Here is a 14336-nt window from a genome sequence, read left to right as displayed (position 1 = left end):
TATGTGCCGCGGCGCCGTCACACGTATCACCGCGCCATCGGCCCACCGAACAGCGCGCCGAAATAATCGCCCTTGTTCCACACCGGCCGCGCATCGGCATCGGCGATCTCGCGCGCGATACGATAATTGGCATCGACGAAGCGCACCGCCTGATCCCACATGATCGGCTGGGTCAGATCGTCCGACGGGCGGTGATAATGTTTCGACATGAACGTCGAGGTCGCGTCCTTCCCCGGCCCCTTCTCGCCCGGCCACAGAAAGACGGAGGGGATGCCGCGCCGCACGAAGTTGAAATGATCGGATCGCACGAAGATCGCCTCGTCCGGCATCGGATCGGGCGACATGGTAACGCCGATCGCGGCGGTGGCTCGTGCGATCACCGGCCCAAGCGTCGAGCGGTCCCCGCCGAACGCCACCATATCCTCAAACCTGTAGGTGAGGATCGGCATGTCGAGGTTCACATCCGCCACGATTTCGCCAATCGGCACGGTCGGGTGCGCGGTGAACCAGGCACTGCCGATCAGCCCCTTTTCCTCGGCGGTGAAGGCGACGAACAGGATCGTGCGGCGCGGCGGCTGCGCCTTGAAGCGTTTCGCCTCCTCGATCAGGCTGGCGATGCCGATCGCATCGTCGAGCGCGCCGTTGTTGATCGCATCGCCATTCTCATCGGGCGCGGTGACGCCGATGTGATCGAGGTGCGCGGAGAGCACCAGCACCTCTTTCGCCAGCGCCGGATCGCGCCCCGGAATCACGCCGATCACATTGGATGACGCCGCCTTGCCATAGCTGCTCGCGCTCTCAAGCTCCACCACGCCGGGCAGCGCCTCGGCGGTATAGCGCGGCAGTTTCTTCTTCGCTTCCTTCACCAGCGCGGCCCAGGGCGTGCGCGCGCCCGCGAACAGCTTTGCCGCGCCCGCCTCGCTGAACGTCGCGACCGTCGGGATCGGCGCGTCGCCATGCCCCGTCCCGTCCGCTTCGGCATAGGTCATGCGCGGTTTGGCGGTGCGCTCGGCGGTGCGCTCGAACGGCGCCTTTTCAGCACTGCCGGGCGTCGCGAGCAGGATCACGCCGATCGCGCCATGCGCCGCCGCCGCCTTCGCCTTGGCATCGCCGCCGCCGAGATAGGCGCGCTCCTCGGCGTTCATATCGCGTGGCGCGCCGGGGAGGACCGCGACGATCTTCCCTTTCACATCCACGCCCGCATAATCATCCCGCCCGCGATCGGGCGCGGAGACGCCGAAGCCGACGAAGACGATTTCCCCGCTTAGCGACACTTTCGCGCGATGCGGATCGGCGAGCGCGGCATAATCCGTTCCCGCCACCAGCGTTTCCGCTTTCCCGCCCATGGTCCGCACCACGCGCCCGCCGCCATCGGGGCGATAGCTGACCAGCGGCACCGCCTGAAGATAGCCCCCCGCGTCGCCACCGGGCCGCAACCCCGCAGCATAGAAGCGCGACGCGACATATTGCGCGGCGATGTCATATTCGCCGCTCCCCGCCTCGCGCCCCTTCATCGCGTCGGATGCGAGGAACATGACATGCGCCTTGAGCGCGGCCTGATCGGCAGGCAGCGGCGCGTTGACCAGCGCGTTCACCTCGGCAGGCGTCTTTTCCTGCGCGAAAAGCGGCATGGCGAGCGGGAAAAGCGCGATCAGGCCCGCGCGGGCCAGCAGGTGAATGGCTTTCATATCGGGCGATTGCCTATCACCCCGCGCCCCGCGCGCAAGGTTTCGATGGAACCACCGCGCGCGCGAAGTATATTTCCCCCATGATCGACGTTCAGACCGCCGCCGCGCTTCCCGCCATCACCCGGCGCGAGGATTATCGCCCGCCCGCATGGCTGGTGCCCGAGGTGGCGCTCGATTTCGATCTCGCGCCCGAACGCACATCGGTGAAGGCGCGCTTCCGCGTTGCCCGCAATGGCGCGCATTCCGCGCCGCTCAGGCTCGATGGCGCGGGGCAGGCCCCGCTCGCCGTGCTGGTCGACGGGGTGGCGGTGAACAACTGGCGGCAGGACGGCGACGATCTGATTATCCCGCTGGCCGGCGCCACGCATGAAATCGAAACCGAAGTGGCGATCGCGCCCGATCGCAACACGCAACTGATGGGGCTTTACGCGTCGGGCGGAAATCTGTGCACGCAGTGCGAGGCGCAAGGCTTTCGCCGCATCACCTATTTCCCCGACCGGCCCGACGTGCTCGCCACCTATCGCGTGCGGATGACCGCGGAGAAGGCGCGCTTCCCGGTGCTGCTGGCGAACGGTGATCCCGTCGCCTCGGGCGATCTGCCGGATGGGCGGCACTGGGCGGAATGGCACGATCCCTTCCCCAAACCCACCTATCTGTTCGCGCTGGTGGCGGGCGATCTCGCGGTCAATCGCGATACCTTCATCACGCAATCGGGGCGCGAGGTGACGCTCGGCATCTGGGTGCGCGCGGCCGATCTGCCGCGCACCGATCATGCGCTCGACGCGCTCAGGACGGCGATGGCCTGGGACGAGCGCGTCTATGGCCGCGAATATGATCTCGATGTGTTCAACATCGTCGCGGTGGACGATTTCAATTTCGGCGCGATGGAGAACAAGGGGCTGAACATCTTCAACAGCCGCTACATCCTCGCCGATGCCGATACCGCGACCGATTATGATTATGATGCCATCGCCGCCGTGGTGGCGCACGAATATTTCCACAACTGGTCCGGCAACCGCGTCACCTGCCGGGACTGGTTTCAGCTCTCGCTGAAAGAGGGCTTCACCGTCTATCGCGATCAAAGCTTCTCCGCCGATCAGGGCTCTGCCGCCGTCAAGCGGATCGAGGATGTGCGCGGGCTGCGCGCCAGCCAGTTCCCGGAGGATGCCGGGCCGCTCGCGCATCCGGTGCGCCCGGAAAGCTATATCGAGATTTCGAACTTCTACACCGCGACGATCTACAACAAGGGCGCCGAGCTGATCCGCATGATGGCGACGATCCTCGGCCCGGCGCGGTTCCGCGTCGCGACCGATCTGTATTTCGATCGTTTCGACGGCACCGCGGCGACGTGCGAGGATTTCGTGGCGTGCATGGAAGAAGCGAGCGAGGTCGATCTCTCGCGCTTCCGCTTGTGGTATTCGCAGGCCGGCACGCCGCGCGTTTCGGCGAGCGTCACGCATGATGGTGGCCGCGCGACCTTGCGGCTCGCCCAGCATGTCCAGCCGACACCGGGCCAGGCGGAAAAGCTGCCGATGGTCCTCCCGCTCAAGCTGCGTCTGTTCGGCACGGAAACCGGGCGCCCGCTGACCGAGGAACAACTCGTGCTGTTCGATTCGACGGTGGAGACGATCGTGTTCGATGGCATCGCCGAACGCCCCGCGCTCTCGATCAATCGTGGTTTCTCGGCCCCCGTGGTGATCGAAAGCGATCGCAGCGCGGCCGATCTCGCCTTCCTCTCGGCGCATGATGACGATCCCTTCGCGCGATATGAGGCGATGCAGCAATTGATGCTCGATACGCTCGTCGCCGCCACGGTGGAGGGGCGCGCCGATCATCAGGCGGTGATCCGCGCGGTCGCCAATACGCTCGCCAACGGATCGCTCGACCGGGCATTCATCGCGGAGGCGGTGCTGCTGCCGTCCGAAGGCTTTATCGGCGATCAGCTCGCGACGGTCGATCCCGACGCGATCTTCGCCGCGCGTGAGGCATTGCGCCGCGATCTCGGCACGGCGCTCGCCGGGCAGTGGCGCGCGGCCTATGATGCAAACGGCACCACGCCCTATCAATATAATCCCCATGCCAAAGGGTTGCGGCGGCTGCGCAATGTGGCGCTCAGCTATATCGCGGCGAGCGGGGCGAGCGATGTCGCGCAGATCGCGTTCGGCCAGTTCGAGGCGGCCGACAACATGACCGATCGGCAGGCGGCGCTCACCACCTTGGTCAACGGCGACTGGGACGAGCGCGAGGCCGCGCTCGACATCTTCTACAATCGTTATGCCGATAATCCGCTGGTGCTGGACAAATGGTTTCAGACGCAGGCGCTATCAACCCGTGCCGACACGCCGGCGGCGGTGGCGCAACTGGCCGAACACCCCGATTTCACGCTCGCCAACCCCAATCGCGCGCGCAGCCTGATCGGCGCGTTCAGCGTCAACCAGCGCACGTTCAACGCCGCCGACGGGCGGGGGTATCGCTTCGTCGCCGATCAGTTGATCGCGCTGGACCGGCTCAACCCGCAAACAGCGGCCAAGCTGCTGCCGCCGCTTGGCCGCTGGCGCCGCTTCGATGCTGGCCGCGCCGCGCTGATGAAGGCCGAGCTTGAGCGGATCGTCGCGACGCCGGGGCTGTCGAAGGATCTGTTCGAACAGGCATCGAAAAGCCTGGAGGGGTAAAGAAGCTCACCCCTCCCCTTCAGGGGAGGGGATGGGGGTGGGGGATGTCTCACCGAGACCGACCGCCTGCCGCTTCTCACTGCCCCACCCCAACCCCTCCCCTAAAGGGCAGGGGCTTTTCCGGGTCAGAACAATCGTCCCCCGTCCGGCACCGGCGCGCTCGGCCCGATCAGCACGACCTTGCCATCCGCATCAGGGAAGCCGAGCGTCAGCACCTCGCTCATCATCGGCCCGATCTGGCGCGGCGGGAAGTTGACCACCGCCGCCACCTGCCGCCCGACGAGCTGATCCGGGGTATAATGTTCGGTGATCTGCGCCGACGATTTCTTCACGCCCAGCGTCGGCCCGAAATCTATCGTCAGCTTGAACGCGGGCTTGCGCGCCTCGGGAAAGGGATCGACGGCAGTGATCGTGCCGATACGAATATCGACCTTCAGGAAATCGTCGAAACCGATTGGATCGGCGGCCTGGGCCGCCGGATCATGCTTCATGTGCATCAGAAATCCGGATTCTCGTAATAGGATGGCGGCTCGATCCCGCGCATCCGTTCGGCGAGCAGCGGGCGGAAGCTGCGGCGGCTCTTGAACGCGGAATACCACGCCTTGGCATGGGTGTGCCCGCTCCAGTCGATCCCGCCGAGATAATCCGCAACCGATATCTGCGCGGCGGCGGCGAGATCGGCGAGGCTGATCGTGGCGCCTGCCATCCATTTGCGGTGATCGAGCAGGAAATCAATGTAATCGAGATGGCCGATCGCGGACTTCATCGCCTCGCGCAGCCGCGAGGCATCGGGCGAGGCGCGGTGGACGATCCGCTTTATCATCCGCTCCTGCAGCAGCGGGCCGGTAACATCCCGATAGAAATGGCCGTCGAACCACGTCACCAGCCGGCGAATCTCGGCGCGGTTCGCGGCGGTGCCGTTTATCATCTGCACCTTGTCGACCGTTTCCTCGAAATATTCGCAGATCGCCACCGAATCGAGCAGCAGGATATTGCGCGTCGGATCGGCCATCACCGGGGTCTGCCCGGCGGGGTTCATATCGACGAATTCGTCGCGGCGCGCCCATGGCTCCTCGGACACCAGCTCATAGCCGACGTCCTTTTCATTGAGCAGCGCGCGAACCTTGCGGGTGAAGGGGCACAAGGCGAATTGGTAAAGCTGCCACATGCCGCCACCCATAAGCCGAGCGACGGCGGCGCGGCAACGCCGCTCGACGCGGAAATTCAGCCGATGGCCTCGGCGGCTCCCCTCGGGCGAACGGCGCCCGGCCATTTAGCCTGTGTCCATCGACACCGGCGCAAACAGCCGGGGGCCATTCACTCCGCCGCTTCGAGCACCTCGCTGTCATCGAGCGGGTGCGACAACCGCGTCAGCATTTCCCTCGGCACCACCTGCCAGAAATCGCCGGCGGCGCGATCCCAATCCTCAAGGATGCTGCGCGACCATTTGCTGTCGGTCGCATCGGCATGTTCGCGGATCAGATTGTGGAGCACGCTCGTCCAGTGGAGCGAGGCGAGCCGCTGCCACATGATGTTCTCCGGGTTGGCGCGCCGCGCGAACGTGCCATCGGGATCGTAGACGAACGCCATTCCGCCCGTCATGCCCGCGCCGAAGTTCGCGCCGACCGCGCCCAGCACCACCGCGGTGCCGCCGGTCATATATTCGCAGCCGTTCGCGCCACAGCCCTCGACCACGACGGTCGCGCCCGAATTGCGCACCGCGAACCGCTCGCCCGCCTGGCCCGCAGCGTAAAGGCGGCCGGCGGTCGCGCCATAAAGCACGGTATTGCCGATGATCGTATTGTCCTGGCTGGCGAGCGGCGACGACACCGCCGGGCGCACCACGATCACCCCGCCCGAAAGCCCCTTGCCGACATAATCATTGGCGTCGCCGAACACTTCCAGCGTCACGCCCTTGACGAGGAACGCGCCGAGGCTCTGCCCCGCCGAGCCGCGCAGCCGGATCGTGACGTGATTGTCGTTGAGCGTATCCATCCCGAAACGCGCGGTGATCTCGCTCGACAGCCGCGTGCCGACCGCGCGATGCGTGTTGCGCACCGAATAGGTGAGCTGCATCTTCTCGCCGCGCGAGAACACCGCCGCCGCATCCTTGATGATCTGCGCATCAAGGCTGTCGGGCACTTCGTTGCGGAAGGTCTTGAGGCTGAAGCGGCGCTCGTCATCCGCCGCATCGACCTTGGCGAGGATCGGATTGAGATCGAGATCGTCGAGGTGCTCGGCACCCCGGTTCACCTGCCGCAGCAATTCGGTGCGCCCGATCACCTCGTCGAGGCTGCGCACGCCCAGGCGGGCGAGGATGTCGCGCACCTCCTCGGCGATGAAGGTCATCAGGTTGATGACCTTTTCCGGCGTGCCGACGAACTTGCCGCGCAGCTTCTCGTCCTGCGTGCAGACGCCGACCGGGCAGGTGTTCGAATGGCATTGCCGCACCATGATGCAGCCCATCGCGACGAGGCTGAGCGTGCCGATCCCGAACTCCTCCGCGCCGAGGATCGCGGCGATCACGATATCGCGCCCGGTCTTCAGCCCGCCATCGGTGCGCAGCTTCACGCGACCGCGCAGGCCATTCAGGGTAAGCACCTGATTGACCTCGGAAAGCCCCATCTCCCACGGCGTCCCGGCATATTTGATGCTGGTCTGCGGGGACGCGCCCGTGCCGCCGACATGGCCGGAGACGAGGATCACGTCCGCGTGCGCCTTGGCGACGCCCGCCGCGACCGTGCCGATCCCGGCGGAGGAAACGAGCTTCACGCACACCCGCGCGCGCGGATTGATCTGCTTCAGATCGTAGATGAGCTGCGCCAGATCCTCGATCGAATAGATATCGTGGTGCGGCGGCGGGGAGATCAGCGTCACGCCCGGAGTTGCGTGGCGCAACTTCGCGATGAACTCGGTCACCTTGAAACCGGGAAGCTGGCCGCCCTCGCCGGGCTTGGCGCCCTGCGCCACCTTGATCTCTATCTCCTCGCAGGCGTTGAGATACTCCGCCGTCACGCCGAACCGCCCGCTCGCGATCTGCTTGATCGTGGAGTTCGCGTTATCGCCATTGGCATATGGCTTGTAACGCGCCTTGTCCTCGCCGCCCTCGCCCGACACCGCCTTGGCGCCGATGCGGTTCATCGCGATCGCCAGCGTCTCATGCGCTTCGGGGCTGAGCGCGCCGAGCGACATGCCGGGCGTTACGAAACGCTTGCGGATTTCGGTGATCGGCTCGACCTGATCGACCGGCAGCCCTTCCGACGGAAAGTTGAACTGCAACAGATCGCGCAGGTAGATCGCGGGCAGATCGGAAACCCCGCGCGAGAATTGCAGATAGGTCGAATAGCTGTCGGTCGCCACCGCCGTCTGCAACAGGTGCATGAGTTGCGCCGAATAAGCATGCGGCTCGCCGGTGTTGCGGTGACGATAGAAGCCGCCGATCGGCAGATGGACCACCGCGCTGTCGAACGCCGCCTCGTGTCGCTCGGTCGCGTTCACATGTAGCGAGGCATAGCCTTCGCCCGAGATTTTCGCCGGCATACCGGGAAACAGATCGTTGACGAGCGCGCGGCTTAGGCCCACCGCCTCGAAATTATAGCCGCCGCGATAGCTGGAGATCACCGCGATCCCCATCTTCGACAGGATCTTGAGCAACCCCTCCTCGATCGCGACGCGATGCCGCTCCAGGCATTGCTCCAGCGCCATTTCGCCGAACAGCCCGCGCGCATGGCGATCGGCGATCGCCGCTTCCGCGAGATAGGCGTTCACCGTCGTCGCGCCGACACCGATCAGCACCGCATAATAATGCGTGTCGAGGCATTCGGCGGTACGGATGTTGATCGACGCATAAGAGCGAAGGCCCCGCCGCACGAGATGCGTGTGCACCGCCGCCGCCGCCAGAACGCCGGGGATGGCGACATGATCGGGGCCGATATGCTCGTCGGTCAGGAAGATTTCGCTGCGCCCCTCGCGCACCGCCTGCTCGGCCTGATTGCGGATGCGCTGGATCGCGGCGCGCAGCCGATCCGTTCCGCCATTCGCCTCGAACGTGCAGTCGATTTCCGCCGCCGCGCCGCCGAAATAGGCCTTGAGCCGGCCCCACATGGCGGAGGTCAACACCGGCGAATCCATCACCAGCACGCGCTCGCGCCGATCCTCGGTATCGAGGATGTTGGCGAGATTGCCGAACCGCGTCTTGAGCGACATCACATAGCGTTCGCGCAAGCTGTCGATCGGCGGGTTCGTCACCTGCGAGAAATTCTGCCGGAAGAAATGACTGATGAGGCGCGGCTTGTCCGAGATCACCGCGAGCGGCGTATCATCGCCCATCGAGCCGATCGCTTCCTTCCCCGTCTCCACCATCGGCGCGAGGATCAGTTCCATATCCTCCAGCGTCTGCCCGGCGGCGATCTGGCGGCGCGCAAGTTCGGCGCGATCATAACGCGGCACGCTATCCGCCGGCGCGGGCGGCAGATCGTCAAGCGTCGCGAAATTGCCGATCATCGCGGCATAATCCTGCTCGCCCGAGATGCGATCCTTGATCTCGCGATCGTTGAACACGCGCCCCTCGGCCAGGTCGACCGCGATCATCTGCCCCGGCCCGAGCCGGCCCTTGGCGACCACGGTGGATTCAGGAACCACCACCATCCCGCTTTCCGAACCGACGATCAGCAACCCGTCGACCGTCTGCGTATAGCGCAGCGGGCGCAGCGCGTTGCGGTCCATGCCCGCCACCGCCCAGCGGCCATCGGTCATCGCCAGCGCGGCGGGGCCGTCCCACGGCTCCATCACGCTCGCGAGATATTGATACATCGCGGCATGGGCGGCGGGCACATCCTCATCGCCGCTGCCACGCCACGCCTCGGGCACGAGCATCAACTTGGCAGTCGGCGCGTCGCGCCCGGAGCGACAGATCGCCTCGAACGTCGCATCGAGCGCGGCGGTATCGCTCGCACCCGCCGGGATCACCGGCTTGATATCCTCCGAATGCTCGCCGAACGCGATCGAGGCCATGCGGATCTCATGGCTGAGCATCCAGTTCTTGTTGCCGCGGATCGTGTTGATCTCGCCATTGTGCGCAAGGCAGCGGAACGGCTGCGCCAGCCACCATTGCGGGAAGGTGTTGGTGGAATAACGCTGGTGGAAGATCGCGACCCGGCTCTCGAACCGCTGATCGGTGAGGTCCGGATAGAAAACCGACAGGCTCTCGGCGAGAAACAGGCCCTTGTAGATGATCGAACGGCACGACAGCGAGCAGATATAGAAGCCCTGGATCTGCGCCGCGATCACGCGCTTCTCGATCCGGCGGCGGACGAGATAGAGGTTCTTCTCGAATTCGGCGGCGTCCACCTCATCCGGCATCGGGCCGGCGATCATGATCTGCTCGATCTCGGGGCGCGTCGCCTGCGCCTTCTGGCCGATCACCGACACATCGACCGGCACCTGCCGCCAGCCATAGATCGTATAGCCCGCCTCGATGATCGCGCTTTCGACGATCGTGCGGCACGTTTCCTGCGCGCCAAGATCGGTGCGCGGCAGGAAGATCATGCCCACCGCCAGCCGGTTCGGCTGCACGCGATGCCCGCCGGCTGCGATCGCATCGTCGAAGAAGCGGATCGGCAGATCGACATGCACGCCCGCGCCATCGCCGGTCTTGCCATCGGCATCGACCGCGCCGCGATGCCACACCGCCTTCAGCGCATCGACCGCGCACTGGACGACGCGGCGCGACGGCTTGCCATCGGTCGCCGCGACAAGGCCGACGCCACAGGCGTCGCCCTCGAATTCGGGGCGATACATGCCGTGGGTGGCGAGATGGTTGCGCTGAGCGTCGAAGGTATCGGTCATGATTTCCTGCTCCCGTTCTCGGGCAACATTTCCTGTATGATGCGCTCGAAGGCGCGGATGCCGGCTTCCCTGCCGGCGACACTGCCAAGTTCGCGGCCGTCGGCGCTCATCTTCGCCTGAAGCTCCGGCAGCAGCCTGAGCGCCTTGGCGCCGGGGCCGGTCGTATAGAAACCCGCGATTGCATTGAGTTCGTCGGCGGTGAAGGCAGCGGCATATTGGGCCGCCACCTGCTTCAGATAAGCCGGATACTGGCGCTTGATCGCGGTCATGAATTCCTGCGACAGGATCGCGACCATCCGGTCGTGATTTTCGGGCGCCCTGGCGTTGATCGTGTCGATCATCGCCTTGGTCTTGGGTTCGCTCCCCAATTGACCGAGAACCGCCTGCGCGAACACCGGGGAAAGCTGCACGAAAACGCGATCGAGTGTCGCCGTCACGTTCATCTGCGCGATCAATCGCTCCGCCGCCGCGATAGTCGCCGCATCGGCGACGGGCTGCGCCGGGGGCGTTTGTGCGGCCTGTGCGAGTGCGGGAAATGGCGCTCCCGCCAGCAACAGCGCGAGAAAAGCGCGCCGCATCACGCCGCCTCCCTCTCGCGCACCTTCGCCTTCGCCTTCAGCCACTTGTGCATATGCCCCGCGACATCGGTGCCATCGCGGATCGCCCAAACGACGAGGCTCGCGCCGCGCACGATATCACCGGCGGCGAACACCCCGTCGAGGCTGGTCATCAGCGTCTTGCCATCGACCAGCAATGTGCCCCAGCGCGTCACGCCAAGCTCGGGCGCGCCCCACAGGCGCGGCAGTTCCTCCGCATCGAAGCCCAATGCCTTGATTACCATATCCGCCGGGAACGACATCTCATTGCCCGGATCGACCTCCGGCGCGCGCCGTCCGCTGGCATCCGCCGCGCCGAGCCGCATCCGGCTTGCGCGGACGCTCGACACCTTCTCGCCATCGAACGCGAGCGGGGCGGAGAGCCAGACGAACTCGACGCCTTCTTCTTCCGCATTGGCCACTTCGCGCTGGCTGCCGGGCATATTGGCGCGATCCCGGCGATAGAGGCACTTCACGCTTTTCGCGCCCTGCCGGATCGCGGTGCGCACGCAATCCATCGCGGTGTCGCCGCCGCCGACCACCACGACGTGCTTGCCAGCCGCGTTCAGGCTGCCGTCGTCGAATGCCGGCACCGCATCACCGAAGCTCTTGCGGTTCGATGCGGTGAGATAATCCAGCGCCTCGATCACGCCGCTTGCCGCATTGCCCGGCACGTCGATCGCGCGCGCGCGGTACACGCCGGTCGCAATCAGGATCGAATCATGCCGGCGGCGCAGCTCATCGAGCGTGGCGTCGCGACCGACCTCGAACCCTTCGTGGAAAACGATGCCGCCCTCGCGCAGCCGCTCGACGCGGCGCATCACCACCGGCTTCTCCAGCTTGAAACCGGGGATGCCATAGGTCAGCAGCCCGCCCGCACGATCGTGGCGGTCGTAGACGTGCACCTCATAGCCGTGGCCGCGCAGATATTCCGCCGCCGCCAGCCCCGCCGGCCCCGCGCCGATCACGCCGATCGACTGGCCACGCGCCGGGCCGGGCTTGAGCGGTTCGACCCAGCCTTCCTCCCACGCCGTATCGGTGATGAATTTCTCGACCGAGCCGATCGTCACCGCGCCGTGGCCGGAGAATTCGATCACGCAATTGCCCTCGCACAGCCGGTCCTGCGGGCAGATGCGGCCGCAGATCTCGGGCATGGTCGAGGTGCTGTTGCTCAGCTCAAAGGCTTCCTTGAGCCGGCCTTCGGCGGTCAGCCGCAGCCAGTCCGGGATGTGATTGTGGAGCGGGCAATGCACCGAGCAATAGGGCACGCCGCATTGCGAGCAGCGCGAGGACTGTTCCTCGGCCACCGGCATCGCATAACGATCGGCGATCTCGCGAAAGTCCTGCGCGCGCTGCGCCGCGTCGCGCTTGTCCGGGTAGGATTGCGCCTTCGCGACGAATCGAAGCATCTTTTCCACAGCCATAAGCCCTCCGCCGCCCGCGTTCTCACAGGCGGCGCGGAACAACAAGTCAGCTATACTGACCTATATGGCTTGGTTCGGGCTTATCCAGTCGGCGCGGGCGGTATATTACTCATATTTAATGGCCGATTCGGACTTATCTGAACGACAGCGCCACCAGCGCGACGATTCCGGCGATGATCCGATACCAGGCGAACGGCTGAAACCCGTGTTTGGTGACGAACGACAGGAACCAGCGGACCACGACAAGCGCGACGACGAAGGAAATGACGAACCCGATCGCGATCGAATTGAGATGCGCGGCGCTCAATTCATGCCGCGCTTTCCACAGGGTCAGCACCGTCGCGCCCAGCATCGTCGGGATCGCGAGGAAGAAGCTGTATTCCGCCGCCGTCTCGCGGCTGATGCCCATCGCGCGCGCGCCCATGATCGTCGCGCCCGAGCGGCTGACCCCCGGAATCATCGCAAGGCACTGGAGCGCGCCGATGCCAAGCGCCGTGCGCCATGAAATCCCCTCCACCCGATCAGCATGTTCGGGCGGCGCAACGCGCTCGATGAACAGGATCGCGATGCCGCCAACGATCAGCGCGATCGCCACCACCACCGGCGCGATCACCGGCGCCTCCAGCACCGCCTTGATCGCCTTATAGGCCACCGCGCCGACGAGTGCCGCCGGCAGGAACCCCAGCAGGACGTTGCGGGTAAAGGCGATCGCCTCCGGATCGCGCCGCATCAACCCATGCCCGACGTTGACGAAGCGGCGCCAGAACAGCACCACCACCGCGAGAATCGCGCCAAGCTGGATCACGATATCGAACGTCGCATCCGCCTCCGGCAGCCCGAGCAGCGCACCGGCAAGGATCAGATGCCCGGTAGAGGAGACGGGCAGAAACTCGGTTACACCCTCGACGATCCCAAGCAGGATCACGATCAGCAGGTCGGTCATGAAATACCTCGTTTGGCGCCCATGCGGGCGCGCGGGGATCAGCCTTTGACGGCAACGGCGAAGCGACCGGCGCGCCGATAGCGCACCAGCCAGCCGGGCGCGACCGCCGCGAGCGGCGTCGGCGTGACGCCAAGCGCGGCCAGCCCCTCGGCGCCCGGCGCTACGACCGTATCGCGCTGGAGCAGCTTCCATTGATCCGCGGTGATCGGCGCGCCCGGCAGGAAGCCCAGCGCGGCGATCGCCCGCCCCGCGATATCGGGCAGCGCGGGCATTGCGGGATCGCGCCCGATCGCCTGCGCGATCCAGCGATGCAATTCCTCCATGGTCAGCACGTCAGGCCCGCCAAGCTCATAGACATGGCCGCCGGATCGGGCCGGCGCGCCGAGCGCCGCGACGATCGCCGCCGCGACGTCGCCCACGAAAACCGGCTGAAACCGCGCGCGCGCGCGCAACACCGGCACGACCGGGAACCGCGCGATCATCCCCGCGAAACGGTTGATGAACTGGTCCTCCCGCCCGAACACCGTTGCCGGGCGCACGATCGTCGCATTCGGGAAAGCGGCGCGCACCGCGACCTCGCCCGCCCCCTTCGTGCTGGCATAAACGGACGGCGAATCGGCATCCGCGCCGATCGCCGAAACATGCACCAGCGCCTCGACGCCGCTGCGCGCCGCCGCTTCGGCCACCGATCGCGCGCCATCCACATGGATGCGCCGCAGATCGCCGGTGAAGCTGCCGGCCAGGTTCACCACCATGTCCGCGCCGGCCACCGCACGCGCGATCGTCTCCGGTCGCGTCACGTCCGCGGCGACGAATTGCGTCTGCCCCAGCCCGCCAAGCGGCTTCAGGAACCACGCGTCGCGCGGATCACGCTCCGCCACGCGCACCCGCGCGCCCGCCGCCAACAGCGCCTGCGCCACGTAGCGGCCAATAAAGCCGCCTCCGCCGACGAGCGTGACCAACCTGTCCTTCATGCGCGAGCCGTCCATCCGAATTGTTCGATGCCGCGCGCCTACCCCTCTCGCAGCCCTGTTGACAAGGCCACGCCGCGTCCACTAGAGGCGCCGGCCTACCCCGTGCCCAGATGGCGGAATTGGTAGACGCACCAGCTTCAGGTGCTGGCGCTCGCAAGGGCGTGGAGGTTCGAGTCCTCTTCTGGGCACCAT

The 14336-nt window shown here is 65.9% G+C and carries 9 protein-coding genes and 1 tRNA gene; 2 read left to right on the top strand and 8 right to left on the bottom strand.

Annotated elements, in window-relative coordinates; genetic code table 11:
- Nucleotides 1-26: 26 nt before the first annotated feature.
- Nucleotides 27-1688, bottom strand: coding sequence for a M28 family peptidase (locus tag Q0316_RS18135; protein WP_298674977.1), 1662 nt, complete (start codon nt 1686-1688; stop codon nt 27-29).
- Nucleotides 1689-1768: 80 nt separating this feature from the next.
- Here Q0316_RS18135 and pepN point away from each other — a divergent pair, with 80 nt between their 5' ends.
- Nucleotides 1769-4360 (top strand): aminopeptidase N, encoded by a 2592-nt coding sequence (pepN, locus tag Q0316_RS18130; RefSeq protein WP_298674974.1) that lies wholly within the window; start codon nt 1769-1771, stop codon nt 4358-4360.
- A 125-nt stretch (nt 4361-4485) separates the two neighbouring features.
- On the opposite strand, the gene Q0316_RS18125 is transcribed toward pepN, so the two are convergent.
- From Q0316_RS18125 to Q0316_RS18095, 7 genes are all read right to left on the bottom strand, one after another.
- The gene (locus Q0316_RS18125; protein WP_298674971.1) at nt 4486-4857 is read right to left on the bottom strand and encodes a tRNA-binding protein; all 372 of its coding nucleotides are present in this window, start codon (nt 4855-4857) and stop codon (nt 4486-4488) included.
- Complete coding sequence (locus tag Q0316_RS18120) at nt 4857-5528, bottom strand: glutathione S-transferase family protein (RefSeq protein ID WP_298674969.1); 672 nt, start codon at nt 5526-5528, stop codon at nt 4857-4859. Before Q0316_RS18120 ends, Q0316_RS18125 begins: the two co-directional genes overlap by 1 nt.
- A 149-nt stretch (nt 5529-5677) precedes the next feature.
- Nucleotides 5678-10207: a glutamate synthase large subunit gene (gene gltB, locus Q0316_RS18115; protein WP_298674966.1), complete on the bottom strand. Its 4530-nt coding sequence runs from the start codon at nt 10205-10207 to the stop codon at nt 5678-5680.
- A complete protein-coding gene (locus Q0316_RS18110; RefSeq protein ID WP_298674963.1) occupies nt 10204-10785 on the bottom strand; it encodes a DUF2059 domain-containing protein in 582 nt (193 codons plus the stop codon). Before Q0316_RS18110 ends, gltB begins: the two co-directional genes overlap by 4 nt.
- Nucleotides 10785-12227 (bottom strand): NAD(P)-dependent oxidoreductase, encoded by a 1443-nt coding sequence (locus Q0316_RS18105; RefSeq protein ID WP_298674959.1) that lies wholly within the window; start codon nt 12225-12227, stop codon nt 10785-10787. The genes Q0316_RS18110 and Q0316_RS18105 overlap by 1 nt, the downstream gene beginning before the upstream one ends.
- 133 nt (nt 12228-12360) lie before the next feature.
- Nucleotides 12361-13170 (bottom strand): undecaprenyl-diphosphate phosphatase, encoded by an 810-nt coding sequence (locus tag Q0316_RS18100; RefSeq protein ID WP_298674956.1) that lies wholly within the window; start codon nt 13168-13170, stop codon nt 12361-12363.
- Nucleotides 13171-13208: 38 nt separating this feature from the next.
- Nucleotides 13209-14144 carry a complex I NDUFA9 subunit family protein gene (locus Q0316_RS18095; RefSeq protein WP_298674953.1) on the bottom strand — a complete coding sequence of 312 codons (936 nt, stop codon included), beginning with the start codon at nt 14142-14144 and terminating at the stop codon, nt 13209-13211.
- 104 nt (nt 14145-14248) lie between these two features.
- On the opposite strand from Q0316_RS18095, the gene Q0316_RS18090 reads away from it, so the two are divergent.
- Nucleotides 14249-14335 (top strand) — tRNA-Leu (locus Q0316_RS18090).
- Nucleotide 14336: the final 1 nt, after the last annotated feature.

Origin of the sequence: uncultured Sphingomonas sp. (assembly GCF_937871615.1) — a bacterium.
In the GTDB taxonomy this organism is placed as follows: Bacteria; Pseudomonadota; Alphaproteobacteria; order Sphingomonadales; family Sphingomonadaceae; genus Sphingomonas.
The sequence above is the reverse complement of the archived record's forward strand: the minus strand, read 5'-3'. Positions and strand labels throughout refer to the sequence as shown.

Excerpts from the sequence above, each read along its gene's own strand:
- Q0316_RS18120 (WP_298674969.1), bottom strand. The coding sequence starts at position 5,528 with ATGTGGCAGCTTTACCAATTCGCCTTGTGCCCCTTCACCCGCAAGGTT.
- Q0316_RS18095 (WP_298674953.1), bottom strand. The coding sequence starts at position 14,144 with ATGAAGGACAGGTTGGTCACGCTCGTCGGCGGAGGCGGCTTTATTGGC.
- Q0316_RS18125 (WP_298674971.1), bottom strand. The coding sequence starts at position 4,857 with ATGCACATGAAGCATGATCCGGCGGCCCAGGCCGCCGATCCAATCGGT.
- Q0316_RS18110 (WP_298674963.1), bottom strand. The coding sequence starts at position 10,785 with ATGCGGCGCGCTTTTCTCGCGCTGTTGCTGGCGGGAGCGCCATTTCCC.
- Q0316_RS18100 (WP_298674956.1), bottom strand. The coding sequence starts at position 13,170 with ATGACCGACCTGCTGATCGTGATCCTGCTTGGGATCGTCGAGGGTGTA.
- Q0316_RS18105 (WP_298674959.1), bottom strand. The coding sequence starts at position 12,227 with ATGGCTGTGGAAAAGATGCTTCGATTCGTCGCGAAGGCGCAATCCTAC.
- pepN (WP_298674974.1), top strand. The coding sequence starts at position 1,769 with ATGATCGACGTTCAGACCGCCGCCGCGCTTCCCGCCATCACCCGGCGC.
- Q0316_RS18135 (WP_298674977.1), bottom strand. The coding sequence starts at position 1,688 with ATGAAAGCCATTCACCTGCTGGCCCGCGCGGGCCTGATCGCGCTTTTC.
- gltB (WP_298674966.1), bottom strand. The coding sequence starts at position 10,207 with ATGACCGATACCTTCGACGCTCAGCGCAACCATCTCGCCACCCACGGC.